Origin of the sequence: Bacillus sp. FJAT-45350 (assembly GCF_002335805.1) — a bacterium.
Lineage (GTDB): Bacteria > Bacillota > Bacilli > Bacillales > NISU01 > FJAT-45350.
This window is the reverse complement of the sequence record NZ_NISU01000004.1, coordinates 81,939-100,781: the sequence shown is the minus strand read 5'-3', so window position 1 is coordinate 100,781 and position 18,843 is coordinate 81,939. Positions and strand designations below refer to the sequence as shown.

At 34.7% G+C, this 18,843-nt stretch carries 16 protein-coding genes and 1 pseudogene; 7 read left to right on the top strand and 10 right to left on the bottom strand.

What is annotated here, in order from left to right:
* Nucleotides 1–180: 180 nt before the first annotated feature.
* From CD003_RS20995 to CD003_RS20985, 3 genes are all read right to left on the bottom strand, one after another.
* Entirely contained in the window at nt 181–840 is a 660-nt protein-coding gene (locus CD003_RS20995; RefSeq protein ID WP_096203212.1) for a hypothetical protein, read from the bottom strand.
* Between the two features lie 253 nt (nt 841–1,093).
* The gene (locus tag CD003_RS20990) at nt 1,094–1,717 is read right to left on the bottom strand and encodes a LysE family translocator (protein WP_096203211.1); all 624 of its coding nucleotides are present in this window, start codon (nt 1,715–1,717) and stop codon (nt 1,094–1,096) included.
* A 255-nt stretch (nt 1,718–1,972) separates the two neighbouring features.
* Nucleotides 1,973–2,197, bottom strand: a complete 225-nt coding sequence (locus tag CD003_RS20985) for a helix-turn-helix domain-containing protein (RefSeq protein ID WP_096203210.1) — start codon at nt 2,195–2,197, stop codon at nt 1,973–1,975.
* Nucleotides 2,198–2,348: 151 nt separating this feature from the next.
* Here CD003_RS20985 and CD003_RS22060 point away from each other — a divergent pair, with 151 nt between their 5' ends.
* Together CD003_RS22060 and CD003_RS20980 are read left to right on the top strand one after the other, a co-directional pair.
* Nucleotides 2,349–2,486 (top strand): hypothetical protein, encoded by a 138-nt coding sequence (locus tag CD003_RS22060; RefSeq protein ID WP_179295663.1) that lies wholly within the window; start codon nt 2,349–2,351, stop codon nt 2,484–2,486.
* Entirely contained in the window at nt 2,461–2,877 is a 417-nt protein-coding gene (locus CD003_RS20980; RefSeq protein ID WP_096203209.1) for a hypothetical protein, read from the top strand. Before CD003_RS22060 ends, CD003_RS20980 begins: the two co-directional genes overlap by 26 nt.
* Nucleotides 2,878–3,260: 383 nt before the next feature.
* On the opposite strand, the gene glaH is transcribed toward CD003_RS20980, so the two are convergent.
* The 5 genes from glaH to CD003_RS20950 all read right to left on the bottom strand — a co-directional run bounded on the left by glaH (nt 3,261) and on the right by CD003_RS20950 (nt 8,676).
* Entirely contained in the window at nt 3,261–4,199 is a 939-nt protein-coding gene (gene glaH / locus CD003_RS20970; protein WP_096203207.1) for a glutarate dioxygenase GlaH, read from the bottom strand.
* A 323-nt stretch (nt 4,200–4,522) separates the two neighbouring features.
* A complete protein-coding gene (locus tag CD003_RS20965) occupies nt 4,523–4,864 on the bottom strand; it encodes a DUF3870 domain-containing protein (protein WP_096203206.1) in 342 nt (113 codons plus the stop codon).
* Between the two features lie 24 nt (nt 4,865–4,888).
* The gene (gene lhgO, locus CD003_RS20960) at nt 4,889–6,106 is read right to left on the bottom strand and encodes an L-2-hydroxyglutarate oxidase (protein ID WP_096203205.1); all 1,218 of its coding nucleotides are present in this window, start codon (nt 6,104–6,106) and stop codon (nt 4,889–4,891) included.
* Between the two features lie 148 nt (nt 6,107–6,254).
* On the bottom strand, nt 6,255–7,472 hold the full coding sequence (locus CD003_RS20955) for an acyl-CoA dehydrogenase family protein (RefSeq protein ID WP_096203218.1): 1,218 nt from the start codon (nt 7,470–7,472) through the stop codon (nt 6,255–6,257).
* A gap of 16 nt (nt 7,473–7,488) precedes the next feature.
* The gene (locus CD003_RS20950; RefSeq protein WP_096203204.1) at nt 7,489–8,676 is read right to left on the bottom strand and encodes a CaiB/BaiF CoA transferase family protein; all 1,188 of its coding nucleotides are present in this window, start codon (nt 8,674–8,676) and stop codon (nt 7,489–7,491) included.
* A 987-nt stretch (nt 8,677–9,663) separates the two neighbouring features.
* Between CD003_RS20950 and CD003_RS20945 the strand changes: the two genes are divergently transcribed.
* Both CD003_RS20945 and CD003_RS20940 read left to right on the top strand, forming a co-directional pair.
* On the top strand, nt 9,664–10,713 hold the full coding sequence (locus CD003_RS20945) for an aromatic ring-hydroxylating oxygenase subunit alpha (protein WP_096203203.1): 1,050 nt from the start codon (nt 9,664–9,666) through the stop codon (nt 10,711–10,713).
* Nucleotides 10,714–10,835: 122 nt separating this feature from the next.
* Nucleotides 10,836–12,407, top strand: a complete 1,572-nt coding sequence (locus tag CD003_RS20940) for a BCCT family transporter (RefSeq protein WP_096203202.1) — start codon at nt 10,836–10,838, stop codon at nt 12,405–12,407.
* 256 nt (nt 12,408–12,663) lie between these two features.
* Here CD003_RS20940 and CD003_RS20935 read toward each other — a convergent pair whose 3' ends face one another.
* Both CD003_RS20935 and CD003_RS20930 read right to left on the bottom strand, forming a co-directional pair.
* Complete coding sequence (locus CD003_RS20935; RefSeq protein ID WP_096203201.1) at nt 12,664–14,115, bottom strand: aldehyde dehydrogenase family protein; 1,452 nt, start codon at nt 14,113–14,115, stop codon at nt 12,664–12,666.
* A 712-nt stretch (nt 14,116–14,827) separates the two neighbouring features.
* Complete coding sequence (locus tag CD003_RS20930) at nt 14,828–15,052, bottom strand: helix-turn-helix transcriptional regulator (RefSeq protein ID WP_096203200.1); 225 nt, start codon at nt 15,050–15,052, stop codon at nt 14,828–14,830.
* A gap of 374 nt (nt 15,053–15,426) precedes the next feature.
* On the opposite strand from CD003_RS20930, the gene CD003_RS20925 reads away from it, so the two are divergent.
* From CD003_RS20925 to CD003_RS22805, 3 genes and pseudogenes are all read left to right on the top strand, one after another.
* Entirely contained in the window at nt 15,427–16,692 is a 1,266-nt protein-coding gene (locus tag CD003_RS20925) for a Fic family protein (protein ID WP_096203199.1), read from the top strand.
* Between the two features lie 555 nt (nt 16,693–17,247).
* Nucleotides 17,248–18,303 (top strand): annotated as a pseudogene (locus CD003_RS20920) (cache domain-containing protein); the annotation flags it as partial.
* Nucleotides 18,301–18,843 (top strand): methyl-accepting chemotaxis protein (locus CD003_RS22805; protein WP_373558594.1); only part of this gene is annotated, 543 nt, incomplete at its 3' end. The pseudogene CD003_RS20920 and the gene CD003_RS22805, both read left to right, overlap by 3 nt.

The following is an 18,843-nucleotide window of genomic DNA, read 5'->3' as shown; positions in this document are numbered from 1 at the left end:
GAGTGGAAGGTTATTTGGTATGCCCATTTTAGTATAGCATGAAAGATTTTAAGTTTTTATTGAAAAATATTGACAAACTATTAGCTGGTTTAGTTAAATAACCTACAACCATTATCCTTCAGTGACTGGTTCCAAAATGTCAAAGATATAGGTTATAACTAAGTATAGTCCTGCCCGTTGTCAGTCATAATTTATTGCATCATGTAAATGTTTAATCTCGTTATAGAATAGGTAATTAAACTCTTCCATATTTTCTCTAGTCTTCTCTCGGTATAAGTAATCCCTTGAAAGAAATGTATTCCTAAATTGATATAACTGCATATCAATATTTTCTATGTACTTTTTTAACTGTTCAAGTTCTTCACTTTCATAAAGTTGATTTGTATTATTGTGAAACAAAGAACTGATATCATTAATCATTGAATGACTTGCCACTTGGTCGGTACCATAGAAGTGAAAGCGAAATGGCGCTTCAGTAAAAGCGGCTAACCTTATACTATTCTGGTACTCACCGTATGGGTTTAATAAATTCAATACAAATAAAAATTCATAAAATGAATATATCGTATTATGAAACTCTTTAATATCTTTATCACTTAACACATTTGAATTCATTTTTTTGATTAAATTATTCATTTCTTGGTGGAGTTTTTCTGACTCCCCTGAATCTAATAATAGGTAATACATTCCTAGTTTATTTTCTTCATAATGAACAATCGTTTTCTTATATTCTTGCACTTGAACAGCTTGATAGATGTTATAACTAATCGAAACTATGAGGAAAGCGCCAATTAATCCAATAAATAAAGGCATATTGTTCTTAATTATATTTCTAATCATTAAATTCCCCCTGCACCTATTACCTCTTAAAAAAGTGGATATATTATTGTCTTAGGTAATTATCTTTACTATTTCTAATTGTACGAATTTCTTTTCTTCAACTCTTCTGCCCGTTAATTTAAGTGTATCATTTCACAATCTTAATAAAGTAAAGTCTATTGAGACACAGATTCGTTCCACAAGGAATAGTTTTCATAGCGTCTCATAAGGCTTTTATTAAAAGTCTTATCTTTGTAAATGCGGTTTTCTGACGCTATCCCTTACTGAAGGTGATTTGGATACCAATCAATACGAAGATAGAACCTTGGATGACATTTAGTCTTTTTGTAAGAGTGGTACTTTTTACTAGGAACTGCTGAACCTTTTCTGAAAAAATACTAACTAATGAAAATATGAATAATGCTTGAATTAAGAAAAGCCCCCCTAGTAATGCCATTTGAAGTGGAACATATCCAGCTGTATGATTCACAAACTGCGGTAATAATGAGAGAAAAACTAGTGAGACTTTAGGATTTAGTAGGTTCATAATGATCCCTTTTTTGTACAACGCTTTGTATTGCAATGCTTGATTCTTGCCCATCGTTAGAGCGTTCTCTTTGTCTGTGAATGATTTCCATGCTAAGTAGAATAAGTAGATAGCCCCTGCGTATTTGACAAGCGTAAATGCGATAGCTGACTGATAAAGGATAGCAGTAATACCAACTGTAGCTGCTGTAATATGAACGACAAGTCCAGAACAAAGCCCTAACGCAGTTGCAATTCCTGCCTTTTTATTCTGTGCGATACTCTGTGCCATCACAAATAGGATGTCAGGGCCAGGCAAAAGTGTAAGGGCAATAGCGACACCTAAAAAGGATGCGAGTAACATAATGTCCATGGAAAAACTCCCCTTTGATGTTTTAACCAATTATAAAACAGTTTAAATATTTAAAATAGTTTAGTGGGATAAAAAGCATTACAAACAATAAAAAATGCTAAGGAAACTTTCATAATAGAAAGACCTTAGCATTTTTTCCTTTTTCTCACTAATATTCGGAAGACTAATATTGTTTCCTGCTACAACTGGAGACTTCGGGGAACATACACACCTATAAATAAAAAATATAATACTAGATTCCAGTTTTTTACTATTCTACATATCCCAAAAGTCACTCATCTTAGCTCTTGGATCATGTCTTCTAATCGCTTCTAATATTTTTTTCATTACTCCAGGACTTGGAACATAATTAGTGTCGTTGCATGCCTTAGATATCGTTTTATGGCTTACTTTTGAAGCCTTCTCTAAATCTCGCTGTTCTAATGAGCGTTTATCCAACCACTTCCCTAATTTTGTCCGAGGCTTACCAATCCCCCACATACGATCACCTTCAGTAATTTTTTATCCATTATGTCCAAGAACGAAAAAAATATACACGTCAGCGAAAATAAATTACACATAGTGGACAAGCGTTCCTTAATATCTTATATCAAAGACGTCAAACGGTGACGTCATAAAAGGAGGTATCAACATGAATAAAGAATTTGCGATTCGATTATTAGAAAGAAAAGATATATACCTGACGCCAGTTGGAAGAAAATATCTTGAAGGCGTTGTGAACGGTAAGAAAGAGGTGACGTCACTTGTACAGACCAACAGTAAGATATGATGACGTCTACAAGGAATACGTGAATGAAGTATTTGCTTCTACTTCGTTAGATAGGAGCCAAATTATCAGGCTAGCCTTATTTGCTGCTCCGTATAGTCCTTTATTTAATGCGCAACTAAAAAAGCATCTGACGTCCTCCCTCCCTTCTCCTATATGGGAGGTAACGGATCACGATTTCTGGCTAAAACAAACATATAAAAAGAGGGAAGAGGAGAAGGACGTCGATGAAAAAAGTAAGAATGGAATATCAAGTAGCTTCATAGAAAACAAGACTCAAGAAACATCTTTAGAACAAATCAAAAGGGAAAAGAAAGAACAGGTTACACCGAGAGAGGTTTCTACTAAAATGAGAGTATTCAAAAATACTGGAGGTGTAAAGATTACATTGTAGTGCCGTGGTGTTTGTAAATGAATTTTATATACGGTAGTGGGTTTATAGAAGAGGCTTTAATATTGCGTATTATGAAAAACAACCAAGGAAGGAAGAAACGTTCTTTTCTTCCTTCCTTGGTTAGAATATTAGTTGTTTTTTTCTCTTTTAAGCTCGAATATAAAGGTTCGATTACTATATCAGTGCCATCAACAAGATTGGTAGCTCAAGTGCTCTTGAGTTATCAATCAATGTATCTACGCGTGGGGTGGTATTACCTACTTCAATACGACGAATTGTCGATTTAGGGTTAAAAAAACAAATTCATTTTCCAAAGGAAAATGAATTTGTTTTAACAGATACGCTAGGGGAGACGAAACAAGTGGAATAACGTTAACGGAATGTTATTGGTTAAATCGTCCTCGCTGGCGAAGCAACTCACGGTTTAAGTTTGGATTTTTTTGGAAAGCAGCACGTCCATGAAGCCAAAAGATATTATTAATGACAACGAGATCTCCGGTAGGGAGTTCCAGTTCTACTACATTTTTATCATTTTCCATTGAATAGGAAAGGTCTTGAAGATATTTTGCTTGCTCAATCGATTCAGGGTAAACAAATTGGTCAATAAAACAAATACCAGGTTTGTTATTATGATTGAAAAAAGTTAAGCGTTCAATTTCTTGATCAACGTTTTTACTTTGTGGCGCTTTATATCTAAATTTATGATTTGCTAAAGGATGGTCGACATACTTATTGAGTTCTTTCCAGTCATCTAGGTGCAATAAACGTGATTCTCCGCCAACGGCATTATGCTCAACCATTTTCATCATGAGCAACCAGTCTGTTGGTTCATCCACAAACGTACCATCTGTATGAAGTGTAAATAAACGATATGCCTGACGAAGGTAAGAGTCGCTACTATCTGTATCTTTTACGGTAAAACGCGCATAATACTTCCCTGACATTGAATCATGGTTTGGGGTACCCAATAAATAAGAAATTGCTGTTGCAAAAATAACATATTCATCTGTATTTTCAGTTACACCTTCTAAGCCAAGAGTAAATCCACCGGATTCTCTATCATATACAATATTTCGAAGCAATTCTCCAAACTCTTCTCCAACTTGATCCAATAGATAAGAAGCGACAATATAACGCGCATATGGAGTATATTCTAAATGATTAACAGAGTAGTTCTCCTGTTTTACTGCTTCTAAAAAATCCATAATTGCCTCTTTTGAAATTTTAATATGATACAAGCGACCTGTTTGTGGATGAACGTTAACTTCATATGTTTCAGTTTTCTTTTCGAAACGAGCTTTCTTTTTTTCCGTAATATTCATGAATAATTCCTCCTGTTATTTATAAAATAGGGAATCCGGAAAACAGGAAATATAAAAAAGCCAGCAGTACAAGTTCCTCACTAAGAAGGAATGTTCTTGTACAACTGGCTTCTATTCACTTCACCGCTCTATGCAAATAGAGTCACAGCGAATAAGCAGTTTAATTGTTATTTATGTTTCTAGTTTCCAGTTTCCAATTATTTATTAACTATCCACGGTTTTGAAAAGGTTAGCTTTCAAAAGGTGAAAATATTAAAAATTAGATTAACTTAAATATATCTCTTATACAACTATGTTGTCAAACTATTTTTATTATTATAAATTCATTTATTGTTTGTTTGCTTTTCTACAGAATTAATTTTCTGGAAATGGAGATCAAGGTCTTTTAATGCAGCTATTAGTGCGTTTGTTGCCTTACCTCGATAATAAGTTTGAATAGATTGGATTGCTTCATCAACACCATCATATAAACTAGTCCCTTTTAATAGATTCCCAATAAATTCACGTCCGTGTTCTGTTGCTAGTGTACACGACGCTTCCAGTACAACACCATATTTAGTATCGACCTCAGCTGTAATCGTTAATGTTTCAAAGACACTTTTCGCAGCCATCCCTTGGGGGAGACGGGCGTGCCCTGCGATAAACATTGTTTTTCCATTAAACATAATGATCTTCCTTTCAAGGAGTTATTAATTCGTCAAGACCGATTCCAATAAATGAGTTTGTTCTGGTATCCGGCTAACAATTTCTTGGCCAATTTCAATAGAAGCAGTAGCAGCGGGCGATGGTGCATTACATACATGTATCGTACGTTTCCCCATGATAATATGAAAATCATCCACCATATTTCCATCGTGCTTTAAGGCCTGAGCACGGACGCCTGCAGGTGCTGGAATTAAATCATCTTCCTGAATTTCAGGAATTAATCTCTGAAGGCTTTTTGTAAATTGCTTTTTGCTAAAAGAGCGGACATATTCATCCATTCCCTCTTTCATAAATTTACTCGCTAATTTCCAAAATCCTCTATACCTCAATACTTCTGTTAAATCTTTTGCATTGAAATCCGTCTTTTTATATCCTTCGCGCTTAAAACTTAACACAGCATTTGGACCCGCATCAATTTCTCCATTGATCATACGAGTGAAGTGGACTCCCAAAAATGGAAATTTAGGATTTGGTACCGGATAAATTAAATGTTTAACAAGATACCGTTTCTCCGGAATCAATTTATAATACTCACCTCGAAAAGGCACAATTTTCATGTCTGTTTTATACCCAGTTGCTTTAGCTATACGATCGCTGTGCAGTCCGGCACAGTTAATCATAATACGTGACTTTATCGTGCAGCTATTCGTTTCAATAGTTACACCGTCTGATTCATCATGTATTTTTATTACTTTTGTATTTAGCTTAATTTCTCCACCGTGATTCTGGATAATATCAGCAAATTTTTCACTAACCTGCCGATAATTTACGATGCCTGCTTGTGGGACACGGATCGCGCCAAGACCATTGACATGCGGCTCAATGTCCTTCAACTCATCTTGCCCAATTTTTTGAATAGCCAATTCATTTTCGATTCCTCGTGAATATAAGTTATCGAGAAGTGCTAATTCTTCTTTCTGTGTTGCAACAATTACTTTTCCACAAATATCATGTTCGATGCCGTGTGTTTGGCAAAACTCGGTCATCGATTTGCTTCCTTGTCGTGCAAAGCGCGCTTTAAAACTCCCTGGTTTATAATAAATGCCAGAATGAATTACTCCACTATTGTGACCTGTTTGATGCTCAGCGATAGCAGACTCTTTTTCAATAACGACTACTTTTGCATTAGGAAAACGTTGATAGAGTGCCATCCCCGTTGATAAACCAACAATTCCTCCGCCGATAATAGCAAAATCATACACTATTCTCTTCCCCTTTTTATTCCTACTACGGCTGCCCAAAGCTTTGTAGGATTGCTATGTTTTAGGTTCATTATCAATGAGAGAAAATTATTCCTATCTACTTAAAAGGTACAATTTCAATAACTAGATTCGCTTATTCATTAATTCTCTAGTGATTGATAGTTTCTTGACTTTGTTTTTGATACGGCCAAGCTGGTAGTGTATTAGAAATTTGTTTATCTTCACGATAACCTAGGACATATTCACCTTGCATGATCGTATGAATTTCTCTAGTTCCTTCATATATAACAGGAGCTTTAGCATTACGTAAAAATCGCTCTACCGGATACTCATTTGAGAAACCATACGCTCCATGAATCTGTACTGCATCGTTAGCAGCTTCTAGGGCGAAGTCACATGACTGCCATTTAGCTAATGACGTTTCCCTTGTATTTCGTATACCTTCATTTTTCAAATAACCTGCACGATATACTAAAAGTTGTGACATTTGAAGCCCTGCTTCCATTTTTGCAATCATTTGTTGTACTAGTTGATGTTTTCCGATTTCCTTACCAAATGCAGAACGTTCATGGCAATACTTCACACTTTCCTCAAGGCAAGCCATAATAGTCCCACAAGCTCCTGCTGCTACTGTAAATCTACCATTATCTAAAGCGGACATCGCAATCTTAAACCCTTCTCCTTCTTGACCTAGTAGATTTTCTTTTGGTACTTTGACATTGTCAAAGAAAATTTCACCTGTATTCCCTGCACGAATTCCTAATTTCCCTTTAATTGCTTTAGATGAAAATCCAAGCATATCTCGTTCTACGATAAAAGCTGAAATCCCTTTATGCTTTTTCGTTTTATCTGTATAAGCAAATACAAGGAAGTTGTCTGCTACATCACATAAGGAAATCCATGTTTTTGAACCATTTAAATTATAGTGGTCACCATCTACCACTGCAGTTGTTTTAAGTGCCGCTACATCTGAACCTGCATTTGGTTCTGTTAATCCAAAGGCGCCTATCTTTGTACCTTTCGCTTGTGGTACTAAATATTTTTGTTTTTGTTCTTCTGTTCCCCATTGCAAGAGCGTCATACTATTCAATCCTGTGTGTACAGATACGGCAGTCCTAAAAGCGGTATCGCCTCTTTCTAGTTCTTCACATACGATGGCCAATGAATTGTAGTCCATTCCACTTCCACCATATTCTTCAGGGATACAAACACCCATTAAATCTAATTCTGCTAAACGTTTCATAATCCCTCTTTCAAAATGTTGTTTCTCATCCCATTCTTGAATATAAGGATTAATTTCTTTATCAACAAAGCTACGGACCATCTTTCTTAGCATGTTTTGTTCTTCTGAAAATGAAAAGTTCATCATTAGTTAAATCCCCCTAAATATAATTATTCTGCTTAAAATCTTCTATCATTTCGTTTGTATAGCCTATTTCTTCTAGAACCTCATCTGTATGCTCTCCGGCAACTGGAGGATGTGATTTAATTTCTACAGGTGTACGAGACAACTTTAACGGACTACCTACTAATTTAATACTCCCAGCAGTTGGATGATCCATCTCAAGGACCATATTTCTTTCCTTAACTTGTGGGTCGTTAAATACGTCTTTCATATTTTGAATTGGACCAGCTGGAATTCCGTTTTCGTTAAGTAACTTTAGCCATTCATTTGATTCTTTTGTTTTCATTTGAACCGCAATTTCTGTTACTAACAACTCTCGATTTTCAAGTCGTTTAGCGTTAGTTGCAAACCTTTCATCTACCGCGATATGTTCTAAACCAAGTAGGCTACAGAACCTTATAAATTGACCATCATTACCTACCGCAATTACCATTTCTCCATCCTTTGTAGGGAATGGTTGATATGGAACGATATTTGGGTGTTGATTTCCTAATAAGCCTGGAATATTACCTGAAATTAAATAATTACTGGCGACATTCGCTAAAGCACTAATTTGAGAATCGTATAAGGAAATATCAATACATTGTCCTTCACCCGATTTATTTCTTTCTTGTAGTGCGGCAAGAATACCAATATTTGAATATAGTCCAGTGATAATGTCTGATATCGCAACGCCAACTTTCATTGGCCCTGATTGTTCATCTCCAGTAATACTCATTAATCCAGACATTGCTTGAATAATGAAATCATAACCTGGTAGATTTTGATATGGACCATATTGTCCAAACCCAGTTATCGAACAAAGTATAATACTAGGGTTAAGGGTTTTTATTTCTTCATAACCAAGCCCCCATTTCGCCATAGTACCACTTTTAAAATTTTCGATAACTACATCGGATTGTTTTATTAACTTTTTTAAAATGCCTCTTCCTTCTTCGGTCTTTAGGTTGAGCGTAATAGCACGCTTGTTGCGGTTAGCACATAAGTAGTAAGCACTTTCTGTACCTTTAAATGGAGGTCCCCAATGTCGTGTGTCATCACTTCCACCAGGTGCTTCTACTTTTATAACTTCTGCACCTAAATCTCCTAGAATCATCGTGGAATAGGGTCCCGCTAATACTCTAGTTAAATCTAATACTTTAATTCCATCCAAAGCACCACCCACCGTACACACCTCCCTGCTCCTTGTCTTTAGGTAATTTAATAGTAAATCTAAGGGTCTTTCCTCCTTATCAATATCAATAATTTATGAAAGTAGACAAAAATAGCCAGTCGCATTATGAATAAACATAATACAACTGGCTTTTACCTAACTGCTCTACGTTAATAGAGTCATAGTAAATTACTCAGTTTTATATAAAGTTTTTTTGTTATTCTTTACGTATTAAAACTCTCGATTTTGAAAGAGGTTATCTAACAAAGGTGAGTTTTATGACTTAATCCAAATTATAAAAGTAGATACGATGAAAGTCAAATATATTTTCAGAATATTTTTATTTTTTACTTGGTTATTTTTAATGTACTATATGAAACCTTTTCTTATTAAAGGAATGGTTGATTAGAATATTTCATAGTAAGTATTTTCGTCATGTTATGTAAGTGCAATGTCATTAATGATTAGGTAAATAAAAGTTAACTGAATTTTTATAACATTTCGCAAAAAAAGAATTGACAAAAAAACCAAGCAACCCCTATACTAACGTTATTAATATTAAAAATTTCACTTAGGTAAGGGTAGCCTCTTACTTCATCAGTGAATTTTAATGTTCATGTTCTACTTTATTTCAAAAATTTTTCAATAACTGATGAATCTATAGAACTCCCATTCCAGGAGCCCTATATAGATCGAGGCCAGTTATATTATCACTGATATTGTGATATATAATTGGCCTTTTTGTTTTTCGTTTTCACTTAATAGATATTTATGAGCTAATCTATTTTTAAGTAGAGAAAGAAGGGATATTTCAAGGAAAACAAAATAAGTCTCTAAAATACTACTCTATTAACTTTCAAAATTCATAGAATTGGTTGTTTAAGTAAAAGGGTTTATTGGGTGGTAAATGGCGGAGGTTCTCGCATTGATTTTGTAAGCGCTTTCAGTAAGGTGAAGATTTAATTATTATTTATGAAGATATAAGGAGGAATAATTTACATGAATGAAAACATTCTTTCAGGGGCAGTCCAACGCACACTTCCATACAGTCAATATACTTCTCCTCAAGTTTTTGCAGAAGAGAGAGAGAAAATTTTTTCGAAAGATTGGCAGCTAGTCGGGCATACAAGTCAAGTTGAGAAACCTGGAGACTTTATTACTTGTGATGTAGCTGGACAGCCAATTATTATAACGCGAGGTACAGATGATGTGCTTCGAGCTTTTTATAATATTTGTCCACATCGTGGGACGAAAGTAGAACGGAATGCAAAAGGAAATAAAAAGATACTCCAATGTACGTATCATGGTTGGACCTTTAATTTGGATGGAAAAGTAAATAAGGCGCCTAATTTTAAACAATCTGATCTAGGTGAGTATGATTGTTTAGCGACTATTAAGTTAGAAACTCATAAATCAATGGTTTTTGTGAATTTAGATAAAGATGCCCCACCTTTTGCTGAAGAATATCAAATGTTCTTGGAAAACATTGATGTTTACCCTTTCCTAGATTCATTGAAGTTACAAAGTGTAAATACACGGGTTGTAAAAGCCAACTGGAAAGCAATTATTGACAACTATCTAGAATGTGATCATTGCTCTATCGCTCATAAAGATTTTGCAAAGGTATTCGACTTATCAAAATACGATATAATTCCTTGTGATAAATTCTCCTATCAATGTTCAAACGTTAGAGACAATACGGATCAACAGTTAAATGAAAAACCAGGTGCACGTTTTTATTGGGTTTGGCCCAATATGATGATTAGTATCTACCCTGGTTCTGGAAATATGACTACTAGCCAGATTATTCCAATAGATTCAGAGTCATCTTTGGCTATTTATAAGTATTATTTTAAGGATCCTACGTCAATTACTAAGGAAGATGAAGAATTAATTAAGTTTGTTGATCGAGTGCGAGAAGAAGATTTTGAGCTTGTAGAACTCTTACAGGAAGGGTTTGATAATAAGGCTTTTAAAAATGGTATTTATTCACCAAGTGAGCAGGGATTGAAACACTTTCACCAATTGATTGAAATAGCAATGAAGTAACTAATTTTTATCGGTAGTAAGGTGGTTAACAAGCCACCTTACTATCGGAAAATACCATATTCTATAAATTTAATAGTACAAGTGTTAATTAATAGTAACTCATTTAATAGGGAGGGATTTTATTGGAACAAAATAAAATTGATAAGCTAATTTTCTGGGGAGCATTAGTTTTAATTTCTATAGTTACGATTCCTGTATTAATTAATGCTGAGAAAGGAAGTCAACTTCTAGCCAGTGTACTAGGATTTTTAAATACAAACTTTACTTTCTTCTATTTGTTAGCAACGTTTACAGTTTTCGTAATCGTTATGTACTTAGCTCTAAGTAAGTATGGAAAAATAAAATTCGGGAATGAAAAGCCAGAATTCTCTACATTCAGCTGGCTCGCAATGATTTTTACATCGACTGCCGGTTCAAGTTTAGTATATTGGGGATTTGTTGAATGGGCTTACTATTACACGGCCCCACCTTTTGGTATTGAGCCGATGAGTGTTCAAGCTGCAGAGTGGGCATCTACTTACGGGATCTTCCACTGGGGATTTATGGGTTTTGCGATTTATTGTTTCCCTGCTATTGTGTTAGCCTATGCCGTACATGTTAAGAAGATCCCTTCGTTACGACTAAGTAATGCCTGTAGAGGGGTACTTGGAGATAAAGTCGACGGCCCAATAGGGAAAATGATAGATATGTTATTTATGTTTGGGATTATTGGAGGAGTAAGTACTTCTTTAGGACTTGGTACACCAATGCTTTCTCAAGCCATTTCTGAACTACTTGGTATCTCTCACTCAATTGCGCTAGATACTGGGATTATAATCCTTTGGACTCTCATCTTTTCCGCAAGTTTATACTTCGGTTTGAATAAGGGGTTAAAAGTTCTTAGTAATATTAATGTTTACCTCTATATCTTTTTTATTATCTTCTTTATTGTAGTCGGGCCAACTCTCTTCATTTTAAATAAATTTGTAGATAGTATGGGTCTATTACTACAAAACTTTATTCAAATGAGTTTGTACACTGATTCAGTAGGTGGCTCTTCTTTCGCTCAAGATTGGACTGTGTTTTATTGGGGTTGGTGGTTTGCATTTGCTGCTTATATGGCTATGTTTACAGCAAGGGTTTCTAAAGGAAGAACTCTTAGAGGTGTTGTATTCGGTATGTTGGGTGGAGGAACATTAGGATGTGCCCTTGCCTTCATGGTGTTTGGAAATACTAGTATGTATTTCGAATTAAATGGCATCGTTCCAGTCCTTGATATCTTTGCATCAGATGGTGCACCAGCTGCTATTATAGCGACTATCGCTGGTCTACCTTTTGCAGGAGAATTTTTATTAGCTATTTTCATTATCTTTTGCTTTATCTTTTTAGCTACTACGATTGATTCGGCTGCCTATACCCTCTCATTCATGTCAGCAAAGCCTACAAAAGTAATTCAGGAGCCCGCTAGATGGATCAGGTTATTTTGGGCATTTGTACTAGGTGGCGTTGCAATTACGCTTATGTACGGAGGCGGATTATCAGCACTACAAACTTTAGCTGTTATTACTGGGTTCCCCATTATCTTTATATTCGGAATTATAGGGAAATCATTCTTTAATTGGTTAAAAGAGGACTTTAAAAATATTGATGAACATGGCTCACAACCAAACTCTCAAGAAAATACTTTAAATCCTAATAATAAAATTGCAAAGTAATAATCAGCTTTTCAAGGATATCATATTGATGAAAAAAGGTAGCTGGTAGCTGCCTTTTTTCACTTATCATTAAAGATAAAAAAACATGGTCATCCCAATTTGTTACGATAAGGTACAAAATGGTCACTGGTTGATGGGTTCTTATCTACCAGTGTTATGATAGATAAAGAGCCAGTTACATCATTTAAATGATCTAACTGGCTCTTTATCTATATTTCTTTAGTAATTTTCATAAAACGTCTATATTCGCTTGAGATCAAGGAATGGGTGTAATCGTAATGGTTTTAGTTGTGGTAAAAAACTCTTTTGCCGCTTGCCCTTGTTCTCTTGAGTAGGAACTTGAGGCTTTCATTCCACCAAATGGTGCTTGTGGTTCAGCTCCACCTGTTTCTCCGTTAATTTGGATGAGACCAACTTCAATATCATTAATAAAGGTCATTGCCCTAGCAAGGTTATTTGTAAAAAGAGAAGCGCTTAGACCGTAAATTGTATCATTAGCTTGCTCTATAGCATCTTCAAAACTATCAACCTTAATTAAACATAATACTGGACCGAAAATTTCTTCACGAACAATTGTCATTTCTTTCGTTACATTTTCAAAAACAGTTGGTTCAACATAGTAACCACTCGATTTTTCTTTAGGTACACTTCCTCCCACAAGCAATGTTGCTCCTTCTTTCTTGCCCTTTTCAATATAACTTAATACTGTATCGAATTGCTCTCTTGAGGAAAGTGGGCCTAAGTTGTTTCCTTCTACTAAACCATTTCCCAATTTTAAAGAGATAACTTTTTGTAAAACCAATTCTTTAAACTGTTCATAAACAGAATGATGGATATAAGCGCGACTTGTAGCTGTACATCTTTGACCGGTTTGCTTCATAGCACCAATAACTGTTTGCTGAGAAGCATACTCTAAATTAGCATCATCAAGAACAATCACTGGATTTTTTCCACCCATTTCAAGCTGATACTTGGCTCCACGTGCTATAGCTCCTTCTGCTACTCTCTGTCCTATGCCATTAGAGCCTGTAAATGAAAGAGCGTTAACATCTATATGATCAATTAGTGCCTGGCCAACTACTGAACCTCTACCATTTACTAAATTTAATACGCCAGCTGGTAGGCCTGCTTGTTCAAATACTTCAACTATCTTTCCTGCTGTAATACCTGTTTCTGATGCAGGCTTAAGGACAACGGTATTACCATAAACAAGAGCAGGAGCAATTTTCCACACTGGGATTGCAATCGGAAAGTTCCAAGGTGCAATAATACCAACCACACCTATAGGTACACGCTTTGTCAAAAGCATATTATTTGGATTATTGGATGGGATCACATCACCTAATTGACGCATTCCTTCCTGAGCATAATAACGTAGAGTAGATACAGCTCGTAGAACTTCACCTTTAGTTTCTTCTAATACTTTTCCCATTTCTTTCGTTGCAACTTCAGCAATTTCGTCAGCTCTTTCTTCTAAAATATTTGCCGCACGATGAAGGAAATCCCCTCTTTCAACAGGTGATAAATTTTTCCACTTAGAAAATGCAGATTTTGCAGCAGTAACGGCATCATTTAAATCCCCAACACTTGAACTTTGAATCTTTCCTACAATTTCAGTTTCATCTGCACAGTTATAACTATTTATTGTTTCCTCTGTTTCGGTGGCAACCCATTGTCCATTTATATAGTTTAAAATATGGTAACTCATATTTACTCGCTCCCGTCTATTGCTTAATTTGAATTTTCCCCAAACCTTACTAAGAAGTTCCTCCTTTCAATGAGATGAAATTAAAAAAGCCAGTTGTATCCTTTAGAAAAAGGATACAACTGGCTTAATCTACTTTAAGGCTCCTTGGATAGAAGTCCTATAGATTTCTCAGCTTATTGATCAATTAGTTGTTAGACATTATGACTACTGCTCTTAAAAGGGGATTCCTTTCTAGGAGTAATCTTTCTTTTATTATAAGGACTAATCTAGCTACGGTCAATATTTTTTAAATTTTCTATCAATTATATACTAAATATAGTCCTTTATTTAATGCGCAACTAAAAAAGCATCTGACGTCGGCCCTCCCTTCTCCTAAATGGGAGGTAACGGACCACGATTTCTGGATAAAACAAACACATCAAAAGAGGGAAGAGAAGAAGGACGTCGATGAACAAAGTAAAAGTGGAATATCAAGTAGGTTCATCGAAAAGAAATAACAGGTTACACCGAGAGAGGTTTCTACTAAAACGAGAGTATTCAAAAATACTGGAGGTATTAAGATTACATTGTAATGTAGTGGGTCTATAGAAGAGGCTTTAATATTGCGTATTATGAAAACCAACCAAGGAAGAAACGTTCTTTTCTTCCTTGGTTGGTTGGAATTTTAGTTGTATTGTGTTCTTTTAAGCCTGAATAGAAAGGTTCGATTGGTCTATATCAGTGAGATATCAAACAATGTATCTAAGCGTGGGATTGTAATACTTGCTTCAATTCGACCAATTGTCGATTTTCGTTTTCCGATTAGGTCGGCAAATTGTTGTTGTGTTAGATTTAATTCTTGCCGTCTTTTTTTAATTAACGCCGCAATTTTCCCTTCACTTCTTACCTTGTTAACGTGATTCTTTCCAACAATATCAGCATAAGCGTAGTCTGACATAATGTCACCTCTTTTTAGTAATGATTTGGTTCAAGGAAGCAGTAGTTTTCATACTTACTTTCAGCAGGTAAAATGTCTTTTTACTTAATGTCTCCATTGTATTTTAATAATGAGGTATTGATAGTATTACCTTAGTGATAGCATTTGTGCTACCAATCTTTACATAAACTGAGTTGGGCAAACGAATAAAGAAAAGAAGTTTTCAATAAACGTTTCTTCCAATCTTCTTTTATAGGTTTATTTCAAGGTTGTTTAACTCTTTTGTCATTTTGATTTTTGTTCTAGCAACAGGTATGATTAGTAGCAAATTAGTAGAAAATTAGTAAAAATAACATAACACTATAAAAATTACTAATCTTGAGGGAGAGGGTTTCATGGAAGGACCTGATATAAAATACACGGAGCAACTATTTCAAGATATATATGATAAATATACGAATGAACGCTATTTAAATAAAAGTGAAACAATGTTTAGACTCGAAAGCAGCCTCCTACAAATAAGGGCTGATATTTGGGGTGATATAGTTAATAAAAGAAAAATCTCCGGGAGACAAGTACCGCTAAAGGATCAGGAAGGGAACAAGTTTTGGTATGTACTAACCCCAAACCTAGAAAAAACAATTCGTGAAATCGATGTTACTGCGAAGGAGCGACTAGATGAACTTGTATTGAATGACATTCAAAAGAGGTTAACATTTGAAAGTATTATTGACGAAGCATTTTCATCAAGTGTGATCGAGGGAGCATTTTCGACTAAAAAAAGAACAAGAGAGTTAGTTGAAACAAAGGATCCGAAGAATAAAAGCGAAAAAATGATTTTGAATAATTTTTATGCGCTAGAGTTTATCCTTGAAAATCTCCATAAAGATTTAGATGAAGAAATCTTTATTCAGTTACACAAAATTATAACAGAGGGTACGATGGAAGAAGATGAAATAACGGAAAAATACCGTCAAGGTCCTGTGTATTTAATGGATGAAGATGTAACAAAAACTGAACCAATTTATGTAGCGCCAGATGCTAATTATGTACAGCCGATGATGGATGATTTATTTACATTCATACATTCAGATGAAGTATTTATCAATCCACTTTTGAAGGCGTCTATTATTCACTTTTACCTTGTGTATATCCATCCGTTTTATGATGGAAATGGTAGAGTCGCAAGGGCATTTTCCTATATGTATTTACTGAAAAATGGCTATGATTTCTATAAGTTCTTCTCTATCTCAACAGTCGTAAATCAAAAAAAGAAGAAGTATTATAAAGCAATAAAAGATACGGAAGATTACGAAAGTGACTTAACTTACTTTCTACTAGCCTATTCTAAGATGACTTTACTATCAATGAGTGACATGATAGAGAAGCTAACCAAAGAAGTTGATCATGAAGTCCTCTTAAAGCAATTAGACAGTGACGAGATTATTTTATCGCCAAGGCAAAAGAAGTTCTTGAAATATATGAAAAGAAAAGAAACTAACATTACGACAATTGAAGAATACAAAAAAAGATCAAAGGTTGTCTATGAAACAGCAAGAAGAGATTTAATGGAACTATCGGAGCTCGGTATTTTTAAAAAAGTGAAAAAAGGTAAAAAGCATATTTTTAAATATGTAGGCTTAAAAGGATATTCTGAATAAGACCTACGTTACACATGCTAGTGGGCATGTGTAATTTTTTTAATTGGAAACCTATAAACCAACCAACGAAGAAAAGAAGGAAGAAACGTTAATTTATACGTTTATTTTTACAACTGTTGCTATGTGGCAGTTGTAAAAATGATATGAGAATAAAAGAAGATTAGAAGGAACCTTTATTTCTTCCAATCTTCTTTTATTCATTCCTTCTCAATTATTATTTGAAAGCCTATCAGCACGAAGGTAGAACCCTGCATAGTGATTTACGAACTGTGGTAGCAATGAAAGGATGAAATTATTTTTATTTGACTCATGTTGGTACATAACTCCTAGATATAATCTCGGTTAAATAGTAAATGATGAATAGACACAATAAATAACCACATTAAAAGGAAGTTTACAGAGAAGTCTTTGGAAGTCCTCAGCAAGAAACACGAACAAAAAAGCAAAAAATAATCTGAATATATAAAATATTTTATATAAAAAGTTATGGTAAAATAGCCATTGTACATTTCTACTATTACTGTGTTGTTTATTATAAATCTAAGGAGGAATTATATGTTTCGTAAAATTAATACGAAATTAGTGCTATCATTTATAACATTAATTTTCATTATTTTAACATCAGTCTCTACTACCACCTATTTCTTAAGTAAAGACTCTATAGAAGAGACTGCAAGAGTACAAGCTAATTCTAGTGTACATGAAATGAAATCAGTAACTGAACTTTACTTGGATCAGTACAGTACTAGTGTTGATCGATACAGTAGTAATGAAATGCTCATTCAGTTTTTACGTGATTCACAGAATGAAGATTCCAACTTCAGTTGGGAAAGCATTCAGACTGACTTTGAAAAATACTTAGAAGTATATCCAAATATCACACTTGCATACATTGCTTCTGTTAATCAGAATATGTACACGGAACCCTTTGTTGACTTACCGAGTGATTATGATCCTACAACGAGACCTTGGTACATAGATGCAATTCAAAATCCAAATGAGGTTATTTTTACTGAACCATATATTGATAGTAGTAACGGAGAATATGTATTAACTGTTGCTAAAGCAATCATTGATCCTCAAACGAATCAGACGTTAGGTGTCGTGGCGAATGACTTAAGTTTAGATTCACTAGAACAAATCATTAGCGAAACTTTTGTAGGATATGATGGATATTCAATATTGTTAGATAAACAAGGAGTAGCTTTAGTTCATCCTAATGAAAGAGGAAATGATTTATTTCATTTAGACTTTATACAATCAATGTATCAATCTGAAGAACAAGGGTATTTTGATTACATTTATAATGACCAAGCCCGCGTTTTATCCTATGGGACGATTGAACAAACGGGTTGGAAAGTGGGAACAGTTTATTTTGAAGAACGTTTACTTGAAGAAGCTAACCATTTCTTATTTATCATTTTTCTAGTTTCATTGATCGGGATTGGGGTAGCTATAGTGGTGACTTATTTTATCTCCCAAAGTTTGACCAAACCTATCTTGAGATTAAAAGAGCAAGTAAACAAAGTAGCGGATGGAGATTTAACTGTTTACGTAAAATCAAAGTCTAAGGATGAGATTGGTGAACTATCAAATCACTTTAATGATATGGTAAGGAATATGAAAAAGCTTATTTCTTCTGTAGAACACTCTGTGACAGAAGTCTCACAAGCATCGGAGAATTTAAGCGCTATTTCAGAAGAAACAACAGCTTCTAGCGAAGAAGTAGGAAGGGCCATCGCAGAAATTGCTAGGGGCGCAAATCAACAAGCATCTGATATTGAATTAGCAAATAAAAAGTCATTTACTTTATCTTCACAAATAGAGAAAGTTAGTGAACAAAATGAACAAATGAATGTCTTATCAAAAAAAGTGGACGAATCTAGTCAAAAAGGTGTAGCTCAAGCTGAAATCTTGAAAGTAAAAACAAATGAAACAAGCGAAGTTATTCAATCGGTAAATACGGACATTTCAAATTTAGTTAGTAAAATTAAAGAGATCGAGACAATAATCGGTAGTATAAATGAAATTTCCGAACAAACCAATTTACTAGCGTTAAACGCATCAATTGAGGCAGCTAGAGCTGGAGAACATGGAAAAGGGTTCGCGGTAGTGGCATCTGAAGTTCGGAAGTTGGCTGAACAATCTTCG